Origin of the sequence: Micromonospora sediminimaris, assembly GCF_016863575.1 — a bacterium.
Lineage (GTDB): Bacteria > Actinomycetota > Actinomycetes > Mycobacteriales > Micromonosporaceae > Micromonospora > Micromonospora sediminimaris.
In genome coordinates, this window is record NZ_BOPD01000041.1 from 17,633 (window position 1) to 44,121 (window position 26,489).

29 protein-coding genes are annotated in these 26,489 nt (G+C 71.1%); 8 read left to right on the forward strand and 21 right to left on the reverse strand.

Annotated elements, in window-relative coordinates; genetic code table 11:
- Positions 1-38: 38 nt before the first annotated feature.
- The 3 genes from Vse01_RS26005 to Vse01_RS26015 form a co-directional block, all read right to left on the reverse strand.
- Positions 39-1,235, reverse strand: coding sequence for a DUF1015 family protein (locus Vse01_RS26005; protein WP_093411283.1), 1,197 nt, complete (start codon positions 1,233-1,235; stop codon positions 39-41).
- A gap of 82 nt (positions 1,236-1,317) precedes the next feature.
- Positions 1,318-1,641, reverse strand: a complete 324-nt coding sequence (locus Vse01_RS26010) for a hypothetical protein (protein WP_093411281.1) — start codon at positions 1,639-1,641, stop codon at positions 1,318-1,320.
- A gap of 147 nt (positions 1,642-1,788) precedes the next feature.
- Positions 1,789-2,412 carry a mycothiol-dependent nitroreductase Rv2466c family protein gene (locus tag Vse01_RS26015; protein WP_093411278.1) on the reverse strand — a complete coding sequence of 208 codons (624 nt, stop codon included), beginning with the start codon at positions 2,410-2,412 and terminating at the stop codon, positions 1,789-1,791.
- A 216-nt stretch (positions 2,413-2,628) separates the two neighbouring features.
- Here Vse01_RS26015 and pepN point away from each other — a divergent pair, with 216 nt between their 5' ends.
- Both pepN and Vse01_RS26025 read left to right on the forward strand, forming a co-directional pair.
- Entirely contained in the window at positions 2,629-5,178 is a 2,550-nt protein-coding gene (pepN, locus tag Vse01_RS26020) for an aminopeptidase N (protein ID WP_093411276.1), read from the forward strand.
- An 80-nt stretch (positions 5,179-5,258) separates the two neighbouring features.
- On the forward strand, positions 5,259-5,822 hold the full coding sequence (locus tag Vse01_RS26025) for a Uma2 family endonuclease (RefSeq protein WP_093411323.1): 564 nt from the start codon (positions 5,259-5,261) through the stop codon (positions 5,820-5,822).
- Positions 5,823-5,895: 73 nt separating this feature from the next.
- Here Vse01_RS26025 and Vse01_RS26030 read toward each other — a convergent pair whose 3' ends face one another.
- From Vse01_RS26030 to Vse01_RS26105, 16 genes are all read right to left on the reverse strand, one after another.
- Complete coding sequence (locus Vse01_RS26030; RefSeq protein WP_093411273.1) at positions 5,896-6,309, reverse strand: DUF5130 family protein; 414 nt, start codon at positions 6,307-6,309, stop codon at positions 5,896-5,898.
- Entirely contained in the window at positions 6,296-6,598 is a 303-nt protein-coding gene (ctaJ, locus tag Vse01_RS26035) for an aa3-type cytochrome oxidase subunit CtaJ (RefSeq protein ID WP_444980324.1), read from the reverse strand. Before ctaJ ends, Vse01_RS26030 begins: the two co-directional genes overlap by 14 nt.
- A 52-nt stretch (positions 6,599-6,650) precedes the next feature.
- Positions 6,651-8,114, reverse strand: coding sequence for an amidase (locus tag Vse01_RS26040; protein WP_093411267.1), 1,464 nt, complete (start codon positions 8,112-8,114; stop codon positions 6,651-6,653).
- A gap of 58 nt (positions 8,115-8,172) precedes the next feature.
- Positions 8,173-8,601, reverse strand: a complete 429-nt coding sequence (locus Vse01_RS26045; protein WP_093411265.1) for a PIN domain-containing protein — start codon at positions 8,599-8,601, stop codon at positions 8,173-8,175.
- A complete protein-coding gene (locus Vse01_RS26050) occupies positions 8,598-8,816 on the reverse strand; it encodes a type II toxin-antitoxin system VapB family antitoxin (RefSeq protein WP_093411321.1) in 219 nt (72 codons plus the stop codon). Before Vse01_RS26050 ends, Vse01_RS26045 begins: the two co-directional genes overlap by 4 nt.
- 28 nt (positions 8,817-8,844) lie before the next feature.
- On the reverse strand, positions 8,845-9,855 hold the full coding sequence (locus tag Vse01_RS26055) for an amidohydrolase family protein (RefSeq protein ID WP_093411264.1): 1,011 nt from the start codon (positions 9,853-9,855) through the stop codon (positions 8,845-8,847).
- Positions 9,855-10,379 carry a 3-hydroxyanthranilate 3,4-dioxygenase gene (locus tag Vse01_RS26060; protein ID WP_093411261.1) on the reverse strand — a complete coding sequence of 175 codons (525 nt, stop codon included), beginning with the start codon at positions 10,377-10,379 and terminating at the stop codon, positions 9,855-9,857. The genes Vse01_RS26055 and Vse01_RS26060 overlap by 1 nt, the downstream gene beginning before the upstream one ends.
- Complete coding sequence (locus tag Vse01_RS26065; protein ID WP_093411259.1) at positions 10,376-10,804, reverse strand: RidA family protein; 429 nt, start codon at positions 10,802-10,804, stop codon at positions 10,376-10,378. Before Vse01_RS26065 ends, Vse01_RS26060 begins: the two co-directional genes overlap by 4 nt.
- Positions 10,805-10,984: 180 nt before the next feature.
- Complete coding sequence (locus tag Vse01_RS26070; protein ID WP_093411257.1) at positions 10,985-11,758, reverse strand: 2-keto-4-pentenoate hydratase; 774 nt, start codon at positions 11,756-11,758, stop codon at positions 10,985-10,987.
- The gene (gene dmpG / locus Vse01_RS26075) at positions 11,755-12,810 is read right to left on the reverse strand and encodes a 4-hydroxy-2-oxovalerate aldolase (protein ID WP_093411255.1); all 1,056 of its coding nucleotides are present in this window, start codon (positions 12,808-12,810) and stop codon (positions 11,755-11,757) included. The genes Vse01_RS26070 and dmpG overlap by 4 nt, the downstream gene beginning before the upstream one ends.
- Positions 12,807-13,736: an acetaldehyde dehydrogenase (acetylating) gene (locus tag Vse01_RS26080; protein WP_093411253.1), complete on the reverse strand. Its 930-nt coding sequence runs from the start codon at positions 13,734-13,736 to the stop codon at positions 12,807-12,809. The genes dmpG and Vse01_RS26080 overlap by 4 nt, the downstream gene beginning before the upstream one ends.
- The gene (locus Vse01_RS26085; protein ID WP_093411251.1) at positions 13,733-14,530 is read right to left on the reverse strand and encodes a 2-keto-4-pentenoate hydratase; all 798 of its coding nucleotides are present in this window, start codon (positions 14,528-14,530) and stop codon (positions 13,733-13,735) included. Before Vse01_RS26085 ends, Vse01_RS26080 begins: the two co-directional genes overlap by 4 nt.
- A gap of 76 nt (positions 14,531-14,606) precedes the next feature.
- A complete protein-coding gene (locus Vse01_RS26090; RefSeq protein ID WP_093411319.1) occupies positions 14,607-16,088 on the reverse strand; it encodes a 2-hydroxymuconic semialdehyde dehydrogenase in 1,482 nt (493 codons plus the stop codon).
- Positions 16,089-16,108: 20 nt separating this feature from the next.
- The gene (locus Vse01_RS26095; protein ID WP_093411249.1) at positions 16,109-17,440 is read right to left on the reverse strand and encodes an FAD-dependent oxidoreductase; all 1,332 of its coding nucleotides are present in this window, start codon (positions 17,438-17,440) and stop codon (positions 16,109-16,111) included.
- Positions 17,437-18,720: a kynureninase gene (gene kynU, locus Vse01_RS26100; protein WP_093411247.1), complete on the reverse strand. Its 1,284-nt coding sequence runs from the start codon at positions 18,718-18,720 to the stop codon at positions 17,437-17,439. The genes Vse01_RS26095 and kynU overlap by 4 nt, the downstream gene beginning before the upstream one ends.
- 16 nt (positions 18,721-18,736) lie before the next feature.
- Positions 18,737-19,630 carry a tryptophan 2,3-dioxygenase gene (locus tag Vse01_RS26105; protein WP_093411245.1) on the reverse strand — a complete coding sequence of 298 codons (894 nt, stop codon included), beginning with the start codon at positions 19,628-19,630 and terminating at the stop codon, positions 18,737-18,739.
- A 148-nt stretch (positions 19,631-19,778) separates the two neighbouring features.
- On the opposite strand from Vse01_RS26105, the gene Vse01_RS26110 reads away from it, so the two are divergent.
- The 3 genes from Vse01_RS26110 to Vse01_RS26120 all read left to right on the forward strand — a co-directional run bounded on the left by Vse01_RS26110 (position 19,779) and on the right by Vse01_RS26120 (position 21,730).
- Entirely contained in the window at positions 19,779-20,258 is a 480-nt protein-coding gene (locus Vse01_RS26110) for an Lrp/AsnC family transcriptional regulator (protein WP_093411243.1), read from the forward strand.
- Between the two features lie 131 nt (positions 20,259-20,389).
- A complete protein-coding gene (locus Vse01_RS26115) occupies positions 20,390-20,878 on the forward strand; it encodes a hypothetical protein (RefSeq protein ID WP_093411317.1) in 489 nt (162 codons plus the stop codon).
- Positions 20,879-20,890: 12 nt separating this feature from the next.
- Positions 20,891-21,730, forward strand: a complete 840-nt coding sequence (locus tag Vse01_RS26120; RefSeq protein ID WP_093411241.1) for a class F sortase — start codon at positions 20,891-20,893, stop codon at positions 21,728-21,730.
- 188 nt (positions 21,731-21,918) lie between these two features.
- Here Vse01_RS26120 and Vse01_RS26125 read toward each other — a convergent pair whose 3' ends face one another.
- The gene (locus tag Vse01_RS26125; RefSeq protein WP_093411314.1) at positions 21,919-22,452 is read right to left on the reverse strand and encodes an HNH endonuclease; all 534 of its coding nucleotides are present in this window, start codon (positions 22,450-22,452) and stop codon (positions 21,919-21,921) included.
- 249 nt (positions 22,453-22,701) lie between these two features.
- Between Vse01_RS26125 and Vse01_RS26130 the strand changes: the two genes are divergently transcribed.
- The 3 genes from Vse01_RS26130 to Vse01_RS26140 all read left to right on the forward strand — a co-directional run bounded on the left by Vse01_RS26130 (position 22,702) and on the right by Vse01_RS26140 (position 25,849).
- The gene (locus tag Vse01_RS26130; protein WP_232511482.1) at positions 22,702-23,754 is read left to right on the forward strand and encodes a mechanosensitive ion channel family protein; all 1,053 of its coding nucleotides are present in this window, start codon (positions 22,702-22,704) and stop codon (positions 23,752-23,754) included.
- A 223-nt stretch (positions 23,755-23,977) separates the two neighbouring features.
- On the forward strand, positions 23,978-25,357 hold the full coding sequence (locus Vse01_RS26135; RefSeq protein WP_093411311.1) for an MFS transporter: 1,380 nt from the start codon (positions 23,978-23,980) through the stop codon (positions 25,355-25,357).
- Between the two features lie 63 nt (positions 25,358-25,420).
- Positions 25,421-25,849, forward strand: a complete 429-nt coding sequence (locus Vse01_RS26140) for a globin (RefSeq protein ID WP_093411237.1) — start codon at positions 25,421-25,423, stop codon at positions 25,847-25,849.
- 42 nt (positions 25,850-25,891) lie between these two features.
- On the opposite strand, the gene Vse01_RS26145 is transcribed toward Vse01_RS26140, so the two are convergent.
- Positions 25,892-26,476 (reverse strand): type III secretion system chaperone family protein, encoded by a 585-nt coding sequence (locus Vse01_RS26145; protein WP_093411235.1) that lies wholly within the window; start codon positions 26,474-26,476, stop codon positions 25,892-25,894.
- Between the last annotated feature and the right edge of the window lie 13 nt (positions 26,477-26,489).

Consider the following 26,489-nt stretch of genomic DNA (forward strand, 5'->3'; position numbering starts at 1 on the left):
GCACCGCCGGGGCGGCGCCCGGTGGGACGGGCAACGGATCAGGGCAGTTCGGCGACCACCAGGCCGCCGCGTGCCTTCGGGGTGAACCAGGTGCTCTTGCGGGGCATCTTCTCCCGGGCCAGGTTCACCGCGACGAAATCGTCGACGGTCACCGGCGCGATGAGGACGGCCAACTCGGCCCGACCGGCCCGGACCTCGCCGGTGAGCCAGGTGGACGGGTAGTCACCGCCCACGTAGGTGATCCGCTTGTCACCCGGATCCAGGCCGAGGGCGTCGCGCAACAGCAGCCGCTCGACCAGGGCGTGGTCGAGATTCTCCAGGCGACCCGCGCCGGTGTGCGGCAGCGTCACCGCGTACGCCTGATCGGGAAGCTGGAGCACGACGCTGCCGCCGGTCGCCGGGACCTCGGCCGGGCCATCCAGCTCGGCGATCCGCGCCCCGGCGGCGGCCAGCCGCTCCAGCAGCTCCCCGGGGGTGGTGGTCAGCTCGCTCACCAGGCGGTTGTACGGCTGAATGGCCACCGAGGCCGGAGTGGTGACGACCGCCAGGAACCGGGACATCCCGCCGGTCTGCGCGGCCAGGCTGCGGTGGTTGCCATCGGCGACGACCAACTCACCCCCGCCGGCCAGGGCGGTCAGCTCGTCCTGCTGCGGGCCGGGGCCGACCAGCCAAATGGCGTGGGTACGTCCGGCCTGGTCGGTGTCGGTGGCGGCGGGCACCCCGGCCGCGTCGGTGGCCGCCGCGAGCGCCACATGCAGCTCGTCGCCGCGCCCGGTCTGCAGCAGCAGTACGGGTGAGAGCAGGTGCCCCAACGCCTCGGCCAACGCGACCCGTTCGCGCACCTTCGCGATGAAGACGTCCTCGTTGCGGATGACCAGGCCGGGTTCGTCGGCCCGGGTGGAGATCTGGTCGGTGTCGACCATGGCGAACAGCCCATAGGCCGGCTCCTCGCCCGGCGCGCTGATCCGGTACAGCACCACCACCTGTTCTGCCGGTGTGTAGCTGCCGTCGGCCTTCGCCTCCGCGAGCCGGCTCACCGCGTCCGGCAGTGCGTCGGCGAACGACCGGCCGAGGCTCTCCGGGGCCTTGTGCGGCATCTCGATGCCGAGGGCGCTGTGCGGATTCGCCTCGATGATCGCGGTGATCTCCGCGTCGTCGGCGAACTCGTCGTAGTTCTGGGCACCGGTACCACCAGTGGTGATCCAGGCGCGGGTGATCGGGTGCACGACCGTCATGACAGTTGACGCTACCGGCGACGCGTCGGGTGCCGCCGCCGGACCCGCCCCGAGCCCACCAGATGAAAGCCGGGGCACCAGCTCAACGCTCCGCCTCGGCCGCCCGTCGATGCCGGCCGGCGAGCGCTGGCACCACGATGGGACGGCGCGGCAGCGCCGGCCGGGGCCCCTGGTTCCGGATCTCGCGGCCGGGAGGGGTCAACCGCGAGGTGGCGGGGACCGAGGCGATGCCCACCGCGCCGTTGCGCCCGAACCGGCCGGCCGCGTTCGGGCTGCGATCCTGCCGGGGCGCGGACCAGGCGCCCGCCCGACCGTTCCCCGGGATCGGCGCCGGCCGTGGCACTCCCCCGCCGACGCCCTCCTCCCGACTCCAGCGATCGTCGACCGGGGCACGATGCTTGGCCACCAGGCACCTCCACGAGCGGTGGGCTGCGGACATCGGGACAAACGAGTCCGTGACCGCACCGGTGACGCCGGGCCCCAACGGCAGCGGCGCTGCCGGGCGTCGGGGCCGGCGGGTCACCAAGCGTCGCCAAGGTGCCTTGCTCGCACCTCAGTCGAAGATGGGGTCGAGGTCGCGGCTGCGCTTGAGTTCGAAGAAGCCGGGGGTGCCGGCGACCAGCAGGACGCCGTCCCAGAGACGACCCGCGGCCTCGCCCTTGGGCGCCGGAGTGACCACCGGCCCGAAGAAGGCGACCTGCCGGCCGCCGGGGCCGGGAGCGTGGATGACCGGGGTGCCGACGTCGGTGCCGACCGGCCGCATACCAGCCTCGTGACTGGCCCGCAGCGGCGCGTCGAGGTCGCTGTCCCCGGCCGCCTCGGCCAGCGCCGGGTCCAGTCCGGCCTCGGTCAGGGCGGCGACGTACAGCTCCGGACCGAGTGGCTCCTTGCCGAGGTGGATCCGCGTACCCAGGGCCGTGTAGAGCGCCCGCACAGCGTCAGCGCCGTGCCGCTGCTGCACGGCGACGCAAACCCGCACCGGCCCCCACCCGTTCCGCATCAGCTCCCGGTAGTCGTCGGACAGCTCCCTACCCTCGTTGAGCACCGACAGGCTCATCACCTGGAAGCGGACGTCGACCGGACGAACCCGCTCCACCTCCAGCAACCATCTGGACGTGAGCCACGCCCAGGGACAAATAGGGTCGAACCACATGTCAACGGTGACGCGCTCGTTCACGACGAGTTCCTTTCGCAATGATTTCGCCGGCGCACCGGCGTACCTCCGATCTTTGCTCCGCCCCCTGCCACCTGCCCGAGGATCGAGCCGTGACCTCGCCCACCACCGCCTACCCGTACATGGAAGACTCAGGCCCGGACCGGCCGTCACGAGCGGTCGACGGAACGTGCGACCGTGACGACGGCGAGAGTGGGATGGAGACGAACAGTGCCGGGAGTGCGCAACCTGACACAGGTCGAGGCGACCGAGCGGGCCCGCCTGCTCGACGTGACCGGGTACGACATCAGTCTGGACCTGTCCAGTGCTGTTCACGCCGCTGACGGTCGTACCTTCCGGTCGACCACCGAGGTGCGGTTCGGCTGCGCCGAACCGGGGGCGAGCACGTTCATCGAGGTGGCGGCCGACTCGGTACGCTCGGCGACGCTCAACGGCGCCCCGGTGGACCTGGCCGACTTCTCGGCCGAGAAAGGGCTCACGCTGACCGGGCTGGCCAGCGAGAACACGTTGGTCGTCGACGCGGACTTCGCGTTCTCCAACTCCGGTCAGGGGCTGCATCGCAGCGTGGACCCGGTCGACGGTGAGACCTACCTCTACAGCCAGTTCGAGACGGCCGACGCGCAGCGGGTCTTCGCCTGCTTCGACCAGCCCGACCTGAAGAGCGTCTACACCTGGCACGCCACCGTTCCGGAGCACTGGAAGGTGGTCTCCAACATGCCGGTGGAGCGGGAGGAGGCGGCCGGCGAGGGCCACAAGACCGTCCACTTCGCCACCTCCGCCCGGATGAGCACCTACATCACCGCGCTGTGTGCCGGGCCGTACCACGAGGTCCGGTACACCCACGACGGCATCGACCTGGGCTACTTCTGCCGGGCGAGCATGGCGCAGTATCTGGACTCCGACGAGCTGAACCTGGTCACCACGCAGGGCTTCGACTTCTTCCACCAGCAGTTCGGGGTGCGGTACCCGCTGCCCAAGTACGACCAGCTGTGGGTGCCGGACTTCAACGCCGGCGCGATGGAGAACTTCGGTTGTGTGACCCACGCCGAGTCGCACTACCTGTTCCGCTCGCAGGTCACCGACTTCGAGTACGAGCAGCGGGCCAACACCGTCCTGCACGAGCTGGCGCACATGTGGTTCGGCAACCTGGTCACCATGCGCTGGTGGAACGACCTGTGGCTGAACGAGTCGTTCGCCGAGTGGGCCAGCCACTGGTGCAACACGCACGCCACCCGGTTCACCGAGGCGTGGACGACCTTCCTGTCCATCCGGAAGAACTGGGGCTACCGGCAGGACCAGCTCTCCTCCACCCACCCGGTCTACTGCGAGATGCCCGACCTGGAGGCCGTCGAGGTCAACTTCGACGGCATCACGTACGCCAAGGGCGCCAGCGTGCTCAAGCAGTTGGTCGCCTACGTGGGCGAGGGGCCGTTCCTGGCCGGCCTGCGCGCCTACTTCGCTCGGCATGCCTGGGGCAACGCCACCTTCGACGACCTGCTGTCCGAGTTGGAGACCGCCTCCGGTCGCAAGTTGACCACCTTCGCCTCACAGTGGCTGGAAACCGCCCAGGTCAACACGCTGCGCCCGGAGCTGACCATCGGCGCGGACGGCACCTACCAGCGGGTGGCGGTCCGTCAGGAGGCGCCGGAGGGTTACCCCACCCTGCGTACCCACCGGATCGGGGTGGGGCTCTACGACCTGGCCGACGGCCGGCTGGTCCGCCGCGAGCGGTACGAGGTCGACGTCGACGGCGAGCTGACCGAGCTCGGCGCACTCACCGGCGTGCCCGCGGCCGACGTGCTGCTGCTCAACGACGACGACCTCAGCTACACCAAGCTGCGGCTGGACGAGCGGTCCATGGCGACGGTGGTCCAGCACATCGCCGGCCTCGAGTCGTCGCTGGCCCGGGCGCTGTGCTGGACCGCCGCCTGGGACATGACCCGCGATGCCGAGTTGGCCACCCGCGACTACGTCGCCCTGGTGCTGGCCGGGCTGCCGGCGGAGACGGACATCAACCTGGTCACCGCGACGCTGCGCCAGGTCAGCAGCGCGCTCACCTTCTACGCCGACCCGGCCTGGGCGCCGACCGGCTGGGCCGACCTGGCCCGTACCGCGAAGACCGCGCTCGCCGCTGCCGAGCCGGGCAGCGGCTTCCAGCTGGCCTGGGCCCGGGCGTACGTCTCCGCAGCCCGCTCCGGCGAGGACCTGGCCGTGCTGCGCGGCTGGTTGGAGGGCACCCAGGTGACCCCGGGGTTGACCATCGACACCGAGCTGCGGTGGAGCGTGTTGCAGGCGCTGGTGGCCAACGGCGTGGCCGGGGCGTCGGAGATCGAGACGGAGCTGGCCCGGGACAAGACCTCAAGCGGTGAGCGGGAGGCCGCGTACGCGCACGCGCTGGTGCCGACCGAGGCGAACAAGGCCGCCGTCTGGGCGCAGTTGACCGGCCCCGAGGCGCTGCCGAACTGGCGGCACCGGGCGCTGTTGCAGGGCTTCAGCCACCCCACCCAGGTGGAGCTGATCACGCCGTACCGGGACCGGTTCTTCGCCGCGGTCGGGCAGGTCTGGGCGACCCGGGACAGCGAGCCGGCGCAGGAGTTCGCCATGCTCCTGTACCCGGCGTACCTGGTGCAGGACGACACCGTCGAGGCCACCGACGCCTGGCTGGCGCAGGAGGGCCACCCCGGGCCGTTGCGGCGGCTGGTCGCCGAGGGCCGCGACGGCGTGGTTCGCGCGCTCGCCGCGCAGGCCCGGGACGCCCGGACGGCCTGACAAGGCGGGAGCCTGGAGCCGGCGTGGGTGTGCGCCCGCGCCGGCTTCGCCGGTTATGGTGATGGAAGGAGGTGGACGTGATGGCACAGCCGATTCACGAGCGGCGCCCACCCGAGCGAAGCTGGCGGGAGCAGGATCTCTCCGACCTGCCAGAGGATGGAAGCCGCTACGAGATCATCGACGGGAGCCTCCACGTGACCCCACCCGCCGGTCCATATCATCACGAGTTGGCCGATGACATTCGGATGGCGATGCGGCAGGCGGCCCCGGAGGGGTGGCGGGTTATCCGGGAGATCGGGGTGCAGGTGCCGGCCGGCAACCTGATTCCAGATATCACGGTGCTCAAGGTTGGAGCCCCGCAGGACCGGATGTGGGCGGAACCGGCGTACGTCGCGCTCGTCGTCGAGGTCGAGTCGCCCAACAGCCGCCGACACGACCGGTTCGCCAAGCCCGCGCTCTACGCCGAGGCCGGCATCCCGTTCTACTGGCGGGTCGAGCGCGGTGATTTCGGCCCGGTGGTGTACCGCTACGAGTTGGTCAAAGAGGTCCACTACAACCTGCTCGGCACGGTCGGGCCCGACGATCCGGTCGAGGTGACCGAGCCGTGGCCGATGCGGCTGGATCCGTCCGCCTGGCCCAGGTGAAGCTGGGAATCCTGGCCATGCAAAAGCCCGGCCGCGCGCGACGCGGGCCGGGCTTTTGTCGTACCGGTCGGGCTCAGCCCTTGCCGGCGTAGCGGGAGAGCTGGTCGAGGCCCTGGATGATGCCGCCGGCGAGATCACCGCCACCGAACGAGGCCACCATCGACAACGCGGCGATCTTGGCGTACGTGTCCGGGACGCGCTTGCGGGCGTACCGGCCGGTGACGATCTCCAGCTGACGCTGGTTGGGTGAGATCGCGATCAGCACCGACCGGTCGGGCTCGGCCAGCTGCCGGTGCAACCGCTCGGCGTGCTCCCGGATCGGCTCGTCGAGGCCGCCGACGAAGACGGAGAAGACCAGGCCGGTCGTCCGGTCGGCGACCCGCAGCGCCTCGTCGATGCGCAGCAGCTGGCGAGTCGAGAACGGCCCGTCGAGCACGTCCGGCGGGTTCTCCGTCCCGGCCGCGTGCTGCTTCTCACCAACGGTCACTTGCGCCTCCGGTTCCACCGGTCGGCGCCTCGACGCCGGCCTGTTCCTGCGTGCGGCTGGTCAGCGCGGGCGCCTGTGCCCCCACCGACAGCGCGGTACCCGCGGAGTCGGCCAGTTCCTCGGGGCGGCCGAGGAACCACACCGGCGTGAAGGTGAACGGCCGGCCCGGCCGGTAACGCTTGGCACCGCCACCACCGCCCTGGCTGCCCGCGTAGACGAGGCCGGCGATCACCAGCACGATGACTGCCGGGATGCCGACGAAGACCAGCAACGTGTCGGTTACAGACAATCCCAACGCCCCCAGGCGGAAAGAGAGATCTTCGATCGGGTCGGGTGGCGGATCACCGCGGTGACCTCCCGACTCCGCTGTCATTCACGTTAGCGGAGCCGACGCTCCGCCAGACTGCGGGGTGCCGATCCCATCCGCCACTGGAGGCTTCCAGTTGCGCAGCGGTCGCGATCAGCCTCGCGTCGTCGCCGTAGCGGCCGGTGAGCAGCACGCCGACCGGCAGCCCCTCGGCGGTCACGCCGACCGGCAGCGAAACCGACGGTTGACCGGTGACGTTGAAGACCGCGCAGTACGGGGAGAAGCGGCGTTGGCGGTCGAAATCCTCCGCCGGGGTACGCCCCTGGGTGAACCAGCCAACCGGCGCCTGCGGGGCCGCCAGGGTGGGACAGAGCAGCAGGTCACAGCCGGCGGTACGACGGACGCCGAGGCGTACCTGCGCCTGGATCTCGCCGAGGGTCGCGGTGAGCGTGCCGGCGGAGATCCCGGCGGCCTGGGTCCGCAGGAAACGGGTAAGCGGCAGCAGCTCGGACTCCCGCTGGGGCGGCACCGGGGCGAGCGCGAGGACGTACCAGACGATCTCGAACAGCGGCCAGACCTGCGGGCCGAGCGGTGCCGGCACCTCGACGACCTCGTGCCCGGCGGCGACGAGCAACTCCGCGGCCCGGTCCACCGCGGCGACGCAGTCCGGGTGGACCGGCTCGTCGGCGAGCATCGGGGCGGTGAACCGACCGACCCGTAGCGGGCCGGGCTCGGCGGCCCGGGCCGCGGCGAGATAGCCGCCCGGCGGCGGTGGCGGCGGCAGGTACGGCTCGCCGGGCACCGGCTCGGCCAGCACGTCCAGCAGCGCGGCCACGTCGGTGACGGTCCGGCCCAGCGGACCGCTGGTCGGCAGGCCGAAGGCGCCGAATCCGAGCGGACCGCCGGAGACCACGCCGCGGCTGGGCTTGTAGCCGATCAGCCCGCACAGCGAGGCGGGAATCCGCAGGGAGCCTCCACCGTCGGAGCCCTGCGCCACCGGCACCAGGCCCGCCGCCACGGCCGCCGCCGCGCCACCGCTGGAGCCGCCGGCGGTGTACGCCAACGCCCACGGATTGCGGGCCGGCGGCGCCACCAGGGTCTCGGAGTACAGCGAGCAGCCCAGCTCGGAGGTGGTGGTCTTGCCGAGACTGACCAGGCCCGCAGCCTGCATGAAGCGCACCACGTCGGCGTCGACGGGCGGTACGAAGTCCGCGAAGGCGGCCGAACCGAACGTGGTGCGGACGCCCGCCGTCAGGGTCAGATCCTTTATCGCGGTCGGCACCCCGTGCAGTGGCCCACGCCGAGCGGCCGGCGTCGCGTCGGCGGTGCGGGCGGCTTCGCGTGCCAGCTCGGGGGTGACGGTGACGAAGGCGCCCACCGTGTCGCCGAGCGCGTCGACCCGCCGCAGATGATGCTCGACGAGGTCCAGGCTGGACAGTTCGCCACGGGCGAGCGCGGCGGCCTGTTCCAGCGCGGTCAGGTCGTGCGGCTCGGCCATGCCGCCATCCTGCCCGCTCAGGCCACTCGTTGCCGCCTCGACACGAGCGTCACGGCCGTCAGGCAAGGGTGCCGGGTGGCGACACCCACTCGGACCGTGGTCCACCGACTTCCGCCAACAGGTCGAAATCCCGGTCGTAGTGGAGAACGGTGGCCGCGTACTCGGCGGCAGAGGCGGCGACCATGAGATCCACCGGACTCGCGGCCCGGTGGTGTCCCCGGGCGGTCAACGCGAGTTGCAGGTCCCGCGCTCTCGTCGCCACGGCCGGGGTGATCGGAAGGTCGATCATCAGCTCGGCGCGCCGGGCGCGGATCGTCATCGCATTCCTGAAGTCGCGGGCGCTACGCCCGTCCTCCAGGTCCAACGGTAGGCAGGTCGCGGCCAGCCTCTCCTCGAGCAGCGCCAGGATCCGCTTTCCGACGATCGGCTGGCGGAGGCGGCCCCAGGCCGAGGTGTCGATCAGGTATAGGCCGGGCGGAGGGGTCACGCTGCGTCCCGCCTGCCGCCGGGTGTCTTGTCATCCTCCAGCAAGCCGGTCCAGTCCCGATCAATGGAGAGCAACTCCCGGATCCCATCCATCCGCTCGCTGCGCTCGGCGACCATCCGGAGCGCGGCGTGAATGGTGTCCTTCTTGCTCTTGGTGCCCAGCTCACGACGGGCCCGTTCGAGCAGCTCATCATCAAGATCAATAACAGTCTTCATGGTCCCAGTATATACGAGCATTCCACCCTTATATATCGCCTCGCCCGAGGAAGCAGAGGGCGTTTGTGGAGAGCAGGTCGACGCGCTGGGCGTCGGTGAGGAAGTCGGCCTGGCGGACCACCGCGCCGGCCGGGCGTTCACCCAGGGGGTACGGGTAGTCGCTGCCCACCAGCACCCGCTCCGCGCCCATGGTGTCCACGAGGAGCCGCAGGGCGGGAGTCGAGAAGACCACCGAGTCGACGTAGAACCTGTCGACGTAGGAGCTGGGCGGCGCTGCGGACGCGCCGCGTACCAGGTCACCGCGGCGATGCCAGGCGTTGTCGGCGCGCCCCAGCCAGAACGGGAAACTGCCGCCACCGTGGGCGAAGCAGATCCGCAACGTGTCCGGCACCCGGTCGAACACCCCGCCGAGGATCATCGCCAGCACCGACAGGTGGGTCTCGGCGGGCATGCCGGTGAGCCACCGGGCCATCCAGCGGTCCAGCCGGGGACTGCCGGCCATGTCCCACGGGTGGACGAAGACCGGCGCACCGACCTCGGCGCAGTGGGTCAGGAAGGTCACGATGCCGGCGTCGTCCAGGTCCCGGTCGCCGACGTGGTTGCCGATCTCCACGCCGACGTGGCCGGCCGCCAGGCAGCGGTCCACCTCGGCGCAGGCCGCGTCCGGGTCCTGCAAGGGCACCTGGCAGAACGGCAGCAGCCGATCCCCGCCCGCGGCGGTGACCTCCAGGGTCAGGTCGTTGAAGATGCGGGCCACCTTCACCGCCTGGTCGGCCGGCCGGTCGTAGCAGAAGAAGACCGGGGTGGGCGAGACCACCTGCACGTCGACCCCGTCGGTGCTCATGTCGGCCAGCCGGGTGTCGGCGTCCCAGCACTCCGCGCCGACCGGGCGGAACGGCGTCTCGCCGACCATGATCATGGCGGCGCGCTCCGAGTCGACCCGCAGCCAGGGCCAGCCGGACCCGCCGCACGCGGCGGCCAGGTCCGGCCAGCCCTTCGGTACGACGTGCGTGTGCACGTCCACCACCGGAGACACCATCAGCCCTTGCCCGGGTGCAGGGCGCCGCAGTTGTCGCAGGTACGCGCCGACTCGTCGCCGTAGAACGCGGCGAAGACCGGTGGCAGGTCGGCGGCGATGTCCCGCACCTGCAATTCGACCTCGTGCACCTTGTGCGAGCACTCGGGGCAGTACCACTGGAACTTCTCCAGCGTCCCCTCCTCGCGTACCCGCTCGATCACCATCCCGATCGAGCCGGCCTCCGGTCGCTGCGGCGAGTGCGGCGTGTTCCGGGGCAGCATCCACATCTGGCCCTCGCGCACGTGCACCGTACGCGGGCCCTCGGGCAGCATGAGGTTGATGTGCATGTTGCCCTTGACCTGGTAGAAGAACTCCTCGTACGGGTCGACGTGAAAGTCGGTGCGCTGGTTGGGGCCGCCGACCACCATCACGATGAAGTCCTCGGAGCCGGGCAGCATTTCCTTGTTGCCCACCGGCGGCTTCAGCAGGTGCTGGTTCTCGGCGATCCAGCCGGGGAAGCTGAACGGCTCGGCGATCTCACTCATGGCTGGCCTCCTTCTGGGAGCAGGGCGACGGCCTGCATCTCGATCAGCAGGTGCGGATGCGGCAACTGGTGCACGGCGACAGTCGTCCGGGTCGGCCCGGTCGCGTCGAAGAACTCCGCCCACACCTCGTTGTATCCCCCGAAGTCATTCATGTTGACCAGATAGCTGGTCACCTGGACCAGGTCGGTCAGCTCGGCACCGACCGACCGCAGCAGGTCCGCGATGTTCTCGATCACCGCCCGGGTCTGTGCCCGGATGTCCAGGTCGGTCGTGCCGAACTCGTCCACCGACACACCCGCGAACGTGTTGTCCGGCCGCCGGGACGACGTCCCCGACACGAAAACGAACCCGCCCGCCACCTTCACATGCGGAAACGCCCCCCGAGGAACCGCCTTGCCCACGACAACCCGAGCATCACCACTCACGACAGACTCCCCCGACGACCGGACGGACAGCCAGCACCGGCGCCGACCACCTCAGACCACCACCCACCTGGCACCGGCGCGCGAAGCCCGACCACGTCGGGTTTCCGGGCAGCCCGACCGGCGCAGGGATCAAGCCTGACCGCCCGGAGCCGGTCGGGCTGCCCGGAACCCCCACAGCGATCACAACGAGGCCCGCAACGAAGCCGTACCGAGCTTCTCGACAACAGCCCGGACATGAGCACCAGCACGCAACGGCACCGCAGCAGTCGCCGCGCCGGCCAGAAAGACCCAGCCCGAGCGCAGCCGTACGCCGTGTCGGCCCGCCAGTCGGATGCCCTCGTCGAGCGCCCGACGCGGGTCACCGAGGATGGCCGCCGTCGAGCCGACCTGTGCCACCCGCCCATCGATCTCCAGCAACACGCCCAGGTTGTCCAGCCCGTCCGGCACCGGCGACCAGGGGCCGATCACGAACGCGCCGGCCGACGTGTTGTCGGCGATGACGTCCGGCAGGGAGAAGGTGAAGTTCGCGTACCGGGAGTCGATCAACTCGATCGCCGGAGCGACCGCCCGCACCGCGTCGGTGAAGTCACCGATTGGTTCACCGGGCTCGGGAAGCCGGTCCAGCAGGAACGCCACCTCCGGCTCGACCCGGGGATGGATGAACTCGGCCACGTCGACAGTGCCGCCGTCGGGGACCCGCATCGCATCGGTGAGCCGGCCCCAGATCACCTCGTCCACGCCGACCTGGGCCATCTTCGCCTTGCTGGTCAGCCCCATCTTCAACCCGACGAGCCGTTCTCCCCGGTCCAGTCGGCGCTGCACCAGGGCGGTCTGCACCGCGTACGCCGCGTCGACGTCCAGCCCGGTCTCGACGGCGAGTTGAGCGGTGGCGGTGGCCGTGTCGGCAGCCGTACCGAGCGTCTCGGCTATCCCCGCGATGTCCGGCCCGATCATGATTTCTCCTTGCCGGCCAGGTCCAGCGCCACGTCGACGATCATGTCTTCCTGCCCGCCGACCATCCGGCGTCGGCCCAGTTCCACCAGAATCGATCGGACGTCCACGCCGTAGCGCGCCGAGGCCCGTTCGGCATGGCGCAGGAAGCTGGAGTAGACCCCCGCGTACCCCAGGGAGAGGGTTTCCCGATCGACCTGGACGGGCCGGTCCTGCAACGGGCGGACGATGTCGTCGGCGGCGTCCATCAATGCGAAGACGTCGCAGCCATGCTGCCAGCCGTACAGCTCGGCGACCGCGACGAAGACCTCCAGCGGTGCGTTGCCGGCGCCGGCACCCATGCCGGCGAGGGAGGCGTCCACCCGGACCGTCCGGCCGGCCGGCGACCCGGACGGGCCGTCGCCGGCGATCCGGCCGTGTTCGACGGCGATCACGCTGTTGGCCACCCCGAGGGAAAGGTTGTGGTGCGCGTGGATGCCGATCTGCGTGGTCGGCTCAAGCACCTGCCGGTACGCGTCGACGCGCTGCGCCACGTCGGACATCAGCAGCCGGCCGCCGGAGTCGGTGACGTAGACGCAGTGCGCACCGTACGACTCCATCAGCTTCGCCTGGGCGGCCAGCCCGGCCGGGTCGTTCATGTGCGACATCATCAGGAAACCGGCCACGTCCATGCCGTTCTCCCGGGCCCAGGAGATGTGCTGGGCGGAGATGTCCGCCTCGGTGCAGTGGGTGGCGATCCGGACGCTCGTCACCCCGAGCGCGCGGGCGGCCTTCAGGTCGGCGATGGTGCCGATGCCAGGTAGCAGCAGGGTGGTCAGCTTCGCCCTCGTCATCACCTCGGCCGCCGCCGCGATCCAGTCGGCGTCGCTTGCCGCGCCGTGGCCGTAGTTGACGCTGGACCCGGCCAGACCGTCACCGTGGGCCACCTCGATCGCGGCCACCCCGGCGGCGTCCAGTGCGGCGGCGATGGTGCGGACCTGGTCGACGGTGTAACGGTGGGCGATGGCGTGCATGCCGTCGCGCAACGTGACGTCCTGAATGTACAACTCTGTCACTTGGCCAGCACCTCCGCCCGCAGGGCGACCAGCCGCTGCGCGGTGCGCAGCGCGGCCGAGGTCATGATGTCCAGGTTCCCGGCGTACGCGGGCAGATAGTGCCCGGCGCCGGAAACCTCCAGGAAGACCGATACCTGCCACCCGGTGAGCTGCCGTCCCAGCGACGGTACGTAGCTGTCGACGCGGTCGAACTGCACGTCCTGCTTGAGTCGGTACCCGGGCACGTACTCCTGCACGGTGGCCACCATGTCGCCGACGGAGGCGGCGATGGCGGCGCGGTCGGCGTCGGGGTCCGGGCAGAGGCAGTAGACGGTGTCGCGCATCAGCAGCGGCGGGTCGGCGGGATTGAGCACGATGATCGCCTTGCCTCGGTCGGCGCCGCCGACCACCTCGATCGCCCGGGCCGTGGTCTCGGTGAACTCGTCGATGTTGGCCCGGGTGCCCGGGCCGGCCGACCGCGAGGCGATCGACGCGACGATCTCCCCGTACGCGACCGGGGTTACCCGCCGTACCGCGGCGACGATCGGCACGGTCGCCTGCCCACCGCAGGTGACCATGTTGAGGTTGGTTTCGCCCAGGTGCTCCTCCAGGTTCACCGGCGGTACGACGTACGGGCCGATCGCCGCCGGGGTCAGGTCGATCACGGTCCGCCCGTGCGCGCGCAGCACCGCGTCGTTGTGCCGGTGCGCACCGGCCGAGGTGGCGTCGAAGACCAGGTCCACGTCGGCGAACTCGGGCATCGCGACCAGACCCTCGACACCCTGCGCGGTGGTGGCCACGCCGAGCCGGCGGGCCCGGGCCAGCCCGTCGGAAGCCGGGTCGATACCCGCCATCGCCACCATCCGCAGCGATTCCGACAACCGCAAAACTTTGATCATCAGGTCGGTGCCGATGTTGCCCGACCCGATCACCGCCACACCCGTCATCCGTCAACCTCCCTGGAGGAGAAGCAGGTCCGGACCGAGCCGAGACCGGAGATCCGGGCCTCGTACGCGGCACCCGGCGTCACCGGCACCATCGGGCCGAGCGCGCCGGACAGCACCACGTCACCGGCGCGCAGCGGATCACCGGCGCGGGCCATCGTGCCGGCCAGCCAGGCCAGCGCGTGCAACGGATTGCCCAGGCAGGCCGCTCCGGCCCCCACCGACACCGGCTCGCCGGCATGTTCCAGGACCATCCCGCACAGCCGCAGGTCGACCTCGGCCGGCCGGCGGGGCGTGGTGCCGAGCACGAACAGGCCGCTGGAGGCGTTGTCGGCCACCGTGTCCACGATGGAGATGTCCCAGCCGGCGACCCGCGAGTCGACGATCTCGATGGCCGGGAGCAGATGGTCGACGGCGCGCAGCAGGTCGGCGGTGGTGACCCGGTCGTCGGGCAGGTCAGCGCCGAGCACGAAGGCGACCTCCGCCTCCACCCGGGGTTGCAGCAGGCGGCCGATCGTCACCTCCATGCCGTCGGGCACCGCCATCGCGTCGGTGAGCACCCCGAAGTCCGGCTCGTACACCCCGAGGCTCTCCTGGACCGCCCGGGAGGTCAGCCCGATCTTCGCGCCGACCCGCCGCTGGCCGGACGCCAGCCACTCGCCCACCTGGCGCTGCTGCACCCGGTACGCGGCACCGACGTCGCCCTGTGGAAGAAGTCGCCCGCGCAGCGGCGGGCAGGGCTTGCCCGTGTCGCGGGCCTCGGCCAGTTCCCTGGCCGCCAATTCAAGATCGCTCATGACGCCACTCCGCTTCGCTGCGTGCCGTCATGAGGCACCACCGCGCTGAACCCGATGATTCGCTCACTCCGTTCGCTCATGACAGGTCCACGCAGACGTTCGTCAGCTCGGAGTAGAAATCCAGCGAGTGCACGCCACCCTCGCGACCGATGCCGGAGGCCTTCACCCCGCCGAACGGGGTCCGCAGGTCGCGTAGGAACCAGGTGTTGACCCAGACGATGCCGGCGTCCAACCAGGCACCGGCCCGGTGCGCCCGGCCCACGTCACGGGTCCAGACCGTCGCCGCCAGGCCGTACTCGGTGGAATTGGCCAGGGCGTACGCCTCGTCCTCGTCGTCGAACGGCGCCACGTGCACCACCGGGCCGAAGATCTCCTCGCGGTTGGTCCGCGCGTCCGGGCCGAGCCCGGTCAGCACCGTCGGCTGCACGTACGCGCCACCGTCGCGGGCGTCGTCGAACCGGGGCACGCCGCCGCCGGCGAGCACCCGCGCGCCCTCGGCCCGCGCCAGGTCGTAGTGCCCGAGCACCTTGTCCCGGTGGCCGTGGGAGATCAGCGGCATGTTCACCGTCGCCTCGTCGGCCGGCCAGCCGTACGCCAGCTCGCCGGCGCGCTCGGCCAGCCGCGCGGTGAACTCCTCGAACACCTGCCGCTGCACGTAGATCCGTTCGGTGCAGAGGCACACCTGACCGCCGTTGGTGAAGCTCGACCGGACCGAGCCGGCCACCGCCGCGTCCAGGTCTGCGTCGGCGAATACCAGCCCGGCGTTCTTGCCGCCAAGCTCGAAGCTGACCGCCTTCACCCCGTCGGCGGCGGCTCGCATGATGGCACCGCCGGTGGCCGACTCACCGGTGAAGGTGATCGCGTCGACGCCCGGGTGGCGGGTGAGGAACTCGCCGGCCGATCCGGGCCCGAAGCCGTGCACCAGGTTGAACACGCCGTCCGGCACCCCGGCCGCCGCCATCACCTCGGCGAGCAGCGTGGCCGACGCGGGCGTCTCCTCGCTCGGCTTGACCACCACCGCGTTGCCGCAGGCCAGAGCGGGGGCGACCTTCCAGGTGAGCAGCAGCAGCGGCAGGTTCCACGGCACGATCACCGCGACCACGCCGACCGGCTTGCGCACCGCGTAGTTGAGCGCCCGACCACCGGTCGGTGTGACAGTGGTGAACGACTCGGTCGGCGCGGTCGCCACGATCTCCGCGAAGGCCCGGAAGTTCGCCGCGCCCCGCGGGATGTCCAGGGTTCGGGCCTGCGAGATGGACTTGCCGGTGTCGGCGACCTCGGCGGCCACCAGGTCGTCGAAGCGACGCTCCAGCTCGTCGGCGACGCGGCGCAGCACCTCGGCGCGTTCCCGCTCCCCCGCCCGGCCCCACGGGCCCCGCAATGCCGCCCGGGCCGCCGTCACCGCGTCGTCCACCGTGGACCGGTCAGCCTCGGCCACCTCGAACACCGGCTCGCCGGTCACCGGGCTGCGCTTGGTGAACCGGGTTCCGGCAGCGACAAACTCGCCGCCCACGAAGTTCCGCAGCAGACCGGGACCGTCAGGTGCCCGTCCGGCCATCAGCCGGGGATCCCAGAGCGTCATCCGCGTCTCCTGAGCCCGAGCGCCACCGCCGCGCCGACCACCGCCGCCAGGCCGGCCGCGGCCAGGCCGACCACCTGGTACTGCTGGCGGACCCGACGCCGCACCTGCGCGTACGGAACGGTGGAGAACGACACCAGTTCGTACTGGGAGACGTACCGGCCGGGCAGGGCACGCTCCAACGCGTGCTCGACGCGCTTCCGGGTCCGGAAGACCGGGGAACCGACCTTGTCGCGCATCTCCACGAAGTTGGCAAGCGCCATCCGGGCGATCGCCTCGGCATTGTCCTGTCGGCGCCGCTGGAACAGCGGCAGCGCCGCCGACCAGTCCCCGGCACACTCGTCGAGGCAGCGGTCCAGCTCCACCACGTCCTCGAAGGCGCAGTTCGCGCCCTGGCCGTAGAACGGCACGATGGCGTGCGCCGCGTCGCCGAGCAGGGCGACGCGCCCGTCGACCTGCCACGGATCGCACCGCACCGTGCCGAGCACCCCGACCGGGTTGTGCTGGTAGTCGTCGACCAGGTTCGGAGCGATCGGCGGCAGGTCCGGATAGTGCTGCGCGAAATGCCGCTCGATCGCCGCCGCGCTGCCCAGCGAGGCGAAGCTGGCAGTGCCGTGGGTGGGCCAGAACAGGGTGCAGGTGAAGGAGCGGTCCGGGTTGGGCAACGCGATCATCATCGAGGTGCCACGCGGCCAGATGTGCAGCGCACCCGGGTCCAGGGCGAAGTCGCCGCCCAGCGGCGGGATGGTCAGTTCCTTGTAGCCGTAGTCGAGGAAGTCGACGCTCTCGGTGACCAGGTCGTGGGCGAGCAGTTGCCCGCGTACCGCCGAACCGGCGCCATCGGTGCCGAGCACCACCCGCGCGCCCGCGGTGACCGTGCCCCCCGGCGTCTCGAAAGTCATCGTCGCGGTGGCCGGGTCGAGCCCGACCAGCCGGTGCTCGAAGGCGATGCGCACCCCCGGCAGCTTGGCGGCGGCCTCCAGCAGGGCGTTGTTCAACGCGCCCCGGCTGATCGAGTTGATCGCCCGGTCGCCGGAGACGCTGTACGACTGGAATCCCGGTGCCCCGGCCACCGGATGGATCATCCGGCCCCGCATCGGCAACGCGTCCGCCATCACCTGTTCGGCCAGCCCGATACGACGCAGCGCGTCGAGCCCCCGCTCGGAGAGCGCCAGGTTGATCGACCGGCCCCGCTCGGGGGTGCCGCTGCGCGGATCCGGGCGCCGCTCGTAGAGCGCCACCTGATGACCCCGGCGCGCCAGGAAGCAGGCCAGCAGGCAACCGGCCAGCCCGGCGCCGACCACCGCGATCTCGTCGCGTTCCCCGGTCACCGGGCCGCCTCCGAAACCGTCGCGGCCAGCGCGTCCGCGACTCGCCAGCAGTCATGGAACGTCGAGTAGAGCGGCACCGGGGCGAACCTGACCACATCCGGTTCCCGGGCGTCGGCGATCACCCCGTGCTCGTGGCGCAGTCGCTTGGTCAGCTCGTTGGCGCTGCCCGCGCCGATGCGTACCGACAGCTGGCAACCGCGTCGGCGCGGCTCACGCGGAGTGATCACGGTGAGCGGCCGGCCGGCGGTGACCTCGTCCAGCAGCCGCTCCAGGTAGCCGGTGAGCCGGAGGCTGCGCGCCCGCAGCGCCGGCATGCCAACCGAGTCGAACAGTTCCAGCGAGGTGCGGACCGGCCCCATCGCGAAGATCGGTGGGTTGGAGATCTGCCACGCCTCGACGGTGGCCGGTGGCCGGCTTACCGGAGCCATCTCGAACCGGGTCTGCGCCGCCGTGCTCCACCACCCCTCGAAGCGGGGCAGGCTGTCGTCGCCGTGGTGCCGTTCGTGCACGAAGACCCCGGCCAGCGCGCCGGGCCCCGAGTTGAGGTACTTGTACGAGCACCAGGCGGCGAAGTCGACGTCCCAGTCGTGCAGCGACAACGGCACGTTGCCCGCCGCGTGCGCCAGGTCCCACCCGACGACCGCGCCGGCGGCCCGGCCGGCCGCGGTGATCGCCGGGATGTCCAGCAGCTCGCCGGTGAGGTAGTTGACGCCGCCGAGCAGCACCAGCGCCACGGTGTGGCCCTCGGCCGCCAGGTAGCCGGTGATGTCCTCGGTGCGCAGGGTGTCCTCACCGGGACGCGGCGCGAGCCGGACGACCGTGCTGTCGGGGTCGAGGCCGTGGAACCGTGCCTGGCTGCGCACCGCGTAACTGTCCGACGGGAAGGCGGCGTCCTCGATGACGATTCGGGTCCGCTCGCCCGCCGGTCGGTAGAAACTGACCATCAGCAGGTGCAGGTTGACCGTCAGCGAGTTCATCACCACGGTCTCCGTGGGCAGGGCGCCGACCAGTCGGGCGGCCGGCGCCGTCAACAGCTCGTGGTACGGCAGCCAGGGCCGTTCCGCCGCCAGATGCCCCTCCACGCCGAGCCGGCTCCAGGCGTCCAGATCGGCCAGGAGTTCGTCCCGGGTGGCCCTCGGTTGCAGGCCGAGCGAGTTGCCCGCCAGGTAGGCGGCCTCCGGATAGCGACCACCGTCGGCCGGCGGCACGTGGAACAGGTGCCGATGCCCCGGTTCGGCCGCGTCGAGGCGGAGCGCCTCGGCCTCGGTGTCGTTGCTCATCGTCGTCACAACCGCCTCACATCGCCGTCCGGGCCGACCACAGCTCCGGGAAGACCACCCGGGCCATGCTGCGTTGCAGCCACGCCAGCCCGGCGGAGCCGCCGCTGCCCACCTTGGCGCCCATGGTTCGCTGAACCGCCTTGATGTGGTGGTGCCGCCAGTCACCGAACTGCTCGGCCACCTCGGTCAGCGCCTCGCCGAGCAGCCGCAGGTGGTTGTCCGGGCCGGAGTCGGCGTAGATCCGTACCCAGGCCGCCTCGACGGCGGGGTGCGCCTCGTGCTCGGTGGCCACGTCCCGCTCCAGCAGGTCAGCAGGCAGGTCGTGACCGTGCCGGGCGAGCAGGGCGACCACCTCGTCCCAGACGCTCGGGGTGGCCAGAGCGTCGGTGAGCTCGGCGTACACCTCGGTCTGCCGCCGGAACGGGCGGATCAGTGCCGGGTCGCGAAGCCCGAGCAGGAACTCCAGGTGGCGGTACATCGCCGACTGGAAGCCCGACCCCTCGCCGAGCAGGTTGCGGAAGCGGTTGAAGTCGGCCGGGGTCATCCAGCGCAGTCCCCGCCAGGCCGCGTTGAGCCCTTCCAGGTGCAGCGCGGCGCGGCGCAGCGGGGCCAACGCCTCCCACACCCGGTCGGCGCGCAGCAGCCGGGACGTCTCCCGCAGTTCGTGACAGGTCAGGCCGAAGTACAACTCCATGATCTGGCTGACCATCAGGAACGACATCTCGCCCGGGTCGGCGCTGAGCGGCTGTTGCAGGCGATGCAGCGTACTGGCCTGCACGTACGCGTCGTACGGCACCCGCTCGGCGAATTCCAGGGTGGGCTCGCCGCCGTTGCGGGCGGCGCGCGCCACCCGCTGCCGTGCGGTGACCGGACGCACCTCCGTTCGGGGGCGCAGATCCGTCTGCTCCATGCGTCCGCTCCTTCCGGCTCGCCCGTCCAGTCATGATCTCCTGCGAGGTTGGCCGGACGGAATGCCTGTTCAACGGCGCTTTCCGTGGTCGACCTATGAAACGGAAGCCGCTCGTCGGGTTCGACCTGTCGGACGTAAGGTCACGGGCATGGACGAGATGGACTGGGCCCTGCTCCGCGAGTTGCAGGCCGACGCACGGTTGTCCTTCAGCGAGTTGTCCCGGCGGGTGCACCTGTCCCCACCCGCGGTCGCCGAGCGGGTGCGCCGGCTGGAGGAAACCGGCGTGATCAGTGGGTACCACGCCCACGTCGACCTGGCCCGGGCCGGCCGCAACGTGGTCGCGCTGATCCGGATGTCCTGTTACGGCGCCCGCTGCATCCTGCACGACCCCGACGTCGCGCGATGGCCGGAAATTCTGGAGATACACCGGATCACCGGCGACGCGTGCAGCGTGCTGAAGGTCGCGGCCGGTTCGATAGGCGATTTCGAGGCGGTCATCGACCGCCTGGCCCCCTACGGTCAGCCGTCGAGCACGATGGTCCTCTCCACCCCGCTCGCCTGGCAGCCCGTCACCCCGAGGGAAGGTTCCCCTCCGGACAGCCGTCCCCGTCGCCGGGAGGCGGGTTAGCTGCCGGAGCAGGGGGAAAGCCACCCGGGTCGCCCCAACAGGCCCGGTACGCCGGTGCCGGGAGGGAGGGGATCATGCGAGCTCTGCAACCGTACGGAGGCGTCCACCACGCCCCGTCGACCATCGCCCGACTGTTCGGGGCGTTCGTCCTGATCGCGGCGTTCGCTCTGGCCGGGCTGGTCCTGCCCGGTGCCGCACCTGCCAGCGCGAATGAGAACACCTTCGTCGAGGTGACGCCGAACAGCGTCCAGGCCGGTTCCCGGGTGCACATCCGGGCCAGCTGCGACAACGCCAACGACCGCCAGGCCGAGGTGACCTCGGACGCCTTCAACCGGGTCTTCCTCCGGCCGGACAACGGCTTCCTCACCGGTTCGGTCACCGTGCCCGGCAACAAGGCGGCCGGCGACTATCCGGTGCACCTGCGCTGTGACAACGACCGGACCGCCAGCACCACGCTGACCGTGCTGAACATGGAACAGCCCACCAAGGGGCCGGCGACCGGTGGCGGCGGTACGGCCGACCGGGGCACCGGCTCGATGCTGCTGCTGGGCGGCGTCGCCACAGTGGCCGCGGCGGTGGTCTTCGGACTGCTGAGCAGCCGGCGTCGAGCCGGTTCCTGACCCACCGTCGCCATGGCCGGCTTCCGCGTACCCGCGCCGGAACCGGGCCCCGGTCCACGGCGAACCACCACCCGTCGGAGCCAGCGGGTCCGGCGGAGGGTGGTCGCGGCGGCTGGCCGGCTGGTCCGGGTCGCGGCGCAGATGGGTTCGGCAAGCGTCGCCACGCCCGATCCGGCGGCGGCGCCGCTACCGCCCCGGCGGCCACGGGCCTGGGCGGTGGCGACCGGACACCACGGTCGTCGCTCCGGGCCGGGGCTACCGGTACTGGTGATCGGTTCGCTGATGCTGCTGATCATCGCGATGCTCGGCGTCGAACGGCTGACCGGGCTGAGCCTGCTACCGGACCGCTTCATCGCCGGGCTGGCGCAACCACCCAAGAAGTTTCCGCTGCTGGCGGCGAGTGAGCCGGTCGGCATCGAGATCAACAAGATCGACCTGGCGGCACCGGTGCACAACGTGGGCATCGCCCCCGACGGCAGCATTGCCGCACCGCCGGCCGAGCGGGCCCAGGAGGCCGGCTGGTACGACCAGGGGCCCACTCCCGGTCAGTACGGACCGGCCGTCATCGTGGGGCACGTCGACACCACCACGGGCCCGGCCGTCTTCCATCAACTGCCCCAGCTGCGGGCCGGTGACCGGGTCGAGGTTGCCCGTTCGGACGGCTCGGTGGCGGTCTTCGAGGTCGACCGGGTCGACCGGTTCGACAAGGAACAACTGCCGACGGACGACGTCTTCGGTGACTTCAGCCGTCCCCAACTGCGGCTGATCACCTGCGGCGGGCGCTGGGTCGGCGGGGAGACCGGGTACGCGGACAACGTGGTGGTCTTCGCTTCTCTGGTCGAGGCTCGTTAGGTGTTGCTGTTGGGGGTTTTCGGGGGAGCCCGACCCGCTCCGGGCGGTCAGGCTTGATCCCTGCGCGGGTCGGGCTCCCCCGAAAACCTGTTCGGCGTACTCGCCGCGCGGGAGGCGCGGGGTCGTCCGCGAGCGCGGGTGGGCATCTTGCGGGGTTGAGCTGGGCGGACAAGCGAGCCGTTGACAGGTCAGGCGGCTTCGGGTTCGCGGAGGTCCAGCCAGTCGGCCCAGCGCGGGTCGGGGGCACGGTGGCCGAGCACCCGCCAGGCGATCCCCTTCGGGGCGGTGGGCAACGCGTGCAGCCGCCAACCCAGCTCGGCCGGGGTCTTGTCGCCCTTGGTGTGGTTGCACCTGGCGCAGGCGGCGACCACGTTCTCCCAGGCGTGCCGGCCGCCCCGGCTGCGGGGGAAAACGTGGTCGATGGTCTCCGCCGGGCCCCGGCAGTAGGCACACCGCCAGCCGTCCCGGGCGAAGATCGCCCGGCGGGACAGACCCACGTGGGTGCGGTACGGCACCCGGACGAAACGGGTGAGCCGGACGACCGAGGGCACCGGCAGCGCGCTGCGCGCGCTGTGCAGGATGCCCTCACCGTCGGCGACACATACCGCTTTGGCGGAGAGTACGAGAATCGCGGCACGACGTACCGACACGACACACAGCGGCTCGTAGGTGGCGTTGAGGACCAGCGCGCCGGAGCCCACCGTGGGTCGTATGTCAGGCATCGCGTCACCCTCCCGGTCAAGCGGCTTACCACTCGCCACCGCCGACCGGCGCCGGGCACAGCCCCACACCACGTCGACGCCGGCCGGATCACCGACGTCCGCTGCGCCAATAGTCCCTGATCGGAACCGGGAATGCACGTACTAATCCTGGGTAGCCCGCGCCTTCCCCCGGCCGCGCTCGGCCGGCCGGGCGGCACCGGCCGGTGGGTCGACGGCGGACCCGCCGACCGGTTGAGGTACGAACACAGGGTGACCGTCAGCAGCCTCAGCCCCACCCCCGCCCCGGCCAGTCCGGAGCCGACCGAAACGCCGAGCCCGGAGTGCCTGGACGAGGCGCTGTGCAAGATCGTCTGGAACTGGACCGACTCGGTGTGGTTCGCCGAGGGCAGCTTCTGGATCCTCGTCAAGCCACTGCGGATCATCCTGATCCTGCTGCTGGCGTTGGCTGCCCGATGGCTGGTGCACCGCACGATCCGTCGGCTCGTCCGCAGCACCAGCGACGCCGGTGTGCCGACCATGCTCCGCCCGCTGCGCGAGCGCATCCCGACCGCCGCCACCGAGCCTGGCGAGTTCGTTCCGGAGCGTCGCCGGCAGCGTGCCGAGGCCATCGGTTCGGTGCTACGGAGTCTGAGCACCGCGTTCATCTTCGGCATCGCCCTGCTGATGGTGCTCAAGGAGTTCAGCTTCGACCTGGCACCGCTGCTGGCCAGCGCGGGCATCGCCGGCGTGGCCCTCGGCTTCGGCGCGCAGAGCCTGGTCAAGGACCTGATCGCGGGGCTGTTCATGCTGATCGAGGATCAGTACGGGGTGGGCGACAACGTCGATCTCGGCGAGGCGACCGGCGTGGTCGAGGCGGTCGGGCTCCGGGTCACCACCGTCCGGGACGCCCGGGGCGTGCTCTGGTACATCCGCAACGGCGAGATCATCCGGGTAGGCAACAAGAGCCAGGGGTGGGCGCTGGTGGTGGTTGACCTGCCCATCGGTTTCGCCGGCACCGAGGAGGCGACGGCCGTGCTGCGTACCGCCGCCGCGTCGATCGCGGTGGACCCGGAGCTGGCCAGTTCGATCGTCGAGCCGCCGGAGGTCCTCGGCGTCGAGCAGGTCACGGTGGAGGGCACGGTGATGCGCACGGTGGTGAAGACGACCGCCGACGGTCAGTTCACCGTCGCCCGGGAGCTGCGTCGCCGACTGGCCGAGGCGCTGGAGAACTCGGGTATCACGGCGAGGATCGCGGCGGGCCGCCTCTACCCCGGCATACCTACTCGACCGGACTCCGAGACCGGTCAAGGCGGCGCCACCTGAACCGACCGGCGGGGGTCGCGACTGAGCGGCCCCCTCGGGTATCGTCCGTTCGTTCAGTCGGAGATGCGACCAACCAACCGTTCGCCCTAGCCAGTTGTCAGACGATCGGGCAGAATCCGGTGCACGCGCTTACCGAGCGGTGTCACGTCCTCGCTGATCCGCAGACCTGACGATGGTCCCGGGCCGCCATCACGAGTGGCCAGACACCGGGACGATGGAGGCGATGGTGTCCGACGAGCGACCTTCTCCGGAGGGGCCGGCCACCTTCCGGGAGGTTTTCGCCCAGCGTGAGTACCGCGCCGTCTTCGCGGCCAGCACTCTGACCTGGGTCGGTGACTACGTCGCCAGGGCAGCCGTCACCCTCCTGGTCTACCGGGAAACCGAGTCCGTGGCGCTGTCGGCGGCCGCCTTCGCGGTCAGCTATCTGCCGTGGCTCGTCGGCGGCCCGTTGCTGGCCACGATCGCCGAACGGCACTCGTACCGACAGGTGATGATGGTCTGCGACCTCATCCGGATGTCGCTGATGCTGCTGGTCGCCATCCCCGGGATGCCGGTGCCGTTGATCCTGGTGCTGCTGTTCGCCACCACGCTGGCGAACCCACCGAGTCAGGCCGCCCGGTCGGCCTTGCTGCCACTGATCCTGCCCGGGGACCGACTCGTCGTCGGGCTGTCCGTCAACGCCAGCGTGGGGCAGGCCGCCCAGGTGGTCGGTTACCTGCTCGGCGCCGCCATCGCGACTGTCAACCCCACCGCCGCGCTGTTGATGAACGCGGTCGCCTTCGCGCTGTCCGCCGTGATCGTCCGGCTCGGGGTGCACGACCGACCACCGGCGATGACCAACGCCCACCGCAGTCACCTGCTGCGGGAGACCGCCGCGGGCTTTCAGATCGTCTTCAGGACGCCGGTGCTGCGTGCTATCGCCGTCCTGGTCTTCAGCGCCATGCTCTTCTCCATCGTGCCGGAGGGGCTGGCCGCCGCCTGGGCCAACGAGCACGCCGGCCAGAGCATGGACCCCGGGCTGGCCCAGGCCGTGATCATGGCAGCCACCCCGGCCGGCTTCATCCTCGGCGGGCTGATCATCGGCCGTACCGTCGCACCCGCCCGCCGACTGCGCCTGTTACGGCCGTTGGCCGTGGGCGCCCCGCTGGCGCTGGTGCCCGCATTGTTGGATCCGCCGCCGGTGGTGGTGGCGCTGCTCGCCGCCATCTGCGGATTCGCCGTCGCCGGGCTGATTCCGACGGCCAACGGGCTCTTCGTCCAGGCCCTCCCGGACGGCTTCCGGGCCCGGGCGTTCGGTGTCATGGCGACCGGCATGCAGGTCATCCAGGGTGCGGCCGTGCTGGTGACCGGGCTGCTCGCCGAGCGCTTCCCCATTCCACTCGTGGTGGGGGTGTGGAGCGTCGCCGGGGTGCTGTTGATGTCGATCGTCGCCCTGCGCTGGCCCGACCAGCAGACCGTGGCCGCCTCCGTCGACGCCGCCCGAGCCGCCTCCGTCGCGAGTGCCGAGGCCACCGCCCCTGCCGGATCGTCCGGGGACACCTCTGCCGAGGATCCCGGGCCCGGACACGTGGGTCCGGGCCGGCCTCGGCACGCGGTGACCTGAGCCACCCTCGTTAACCCGGTGCCGACCGGGCGAGCGCCCCGGCGGGCCTGGCAGGATGGAACGGTGAATCCCGCAGGTGAGTCCGAAGGCCACGGCGAAGCGGTCACGTTCTTCGACGCCGTCGGCGGTGAGCCCACGTTCCGCAGGCTGGTCGAGGAGTTCTACGCCGGCATCGCCGCCGATCCGCTGCTGCGCCCGATGTATCCGGAGGAGGATCTGGGCCCGGCCGCCGACCGGATGCAGCTCTTCCTCATGCAGTACTGGGGCGGCCCGAACACCTACTCGGCGCAGCGGGGCCATCCCCGACTGCGGATGCGCCACGCCCCGTTCCGGATCGGCGCGGCCGAACGCGACGCCTGGCTGCGACACATGCGCCGGGCGGTCGACAGCCTCGACCTGCCTCCGGCCCTGGCCACGGAGCTGTGGAACTACCTCGAACGGGCGGCGTACTTCATGGTGAACGACATGGCGGACCCGGCCGCCCACGGCTGACCTCCACCGCCCCGCCACCACGGCGGGGCGGCCTGCCGCCGCTCAGAGCAGGGCGCCCTCGTCGTGCAGCCAGTCGACGAAGCTGGTGGCCACGGCGGCACCACAGTCGAGCAGCTCGACCAGGAGCGCGTCGTGGGCACCGGCCGCCAGCGGGACCTGCAACTCGGCGTAGATCGGCAACTGGCCACGCTCGGTGGGATCACCCACGTACGCCTTGCAGAAACGTCGGGTGTGGTTCCACTCGTTGACCACCCGGTAGGCCCGGTCCGCCCAGTCCGGCGGCACCGTCGCGTGTGGCCGGACACGCAAAACGAGGATCTCGTCCTCCGGCCCCTCCAGGGTGACCAGCACCGCGTGTCGCTCCCACATGGCCAGCAGGTTGCCGTCGCCGTCGGCCAGGTAACGCACGTCGAGCAGGTCGAGCGCGTCGCAGATCCGACGCAGGGTGACCTGTTCGACGGTGGCTGGCATGTCGGCGATCAACGGACGCTCCGCAGCCGGGCAGTCGTCGCCCGGTTGGCGGGGCGCCGGCGGGCCGACCCGGACCGTACCTTCCACCATGATCCTGCTTCGAGTTTCCGGGTCACCGCCACTGGCGGGACCTGGACGCCATGACCACCACGGCATCGCTCGCGCACCT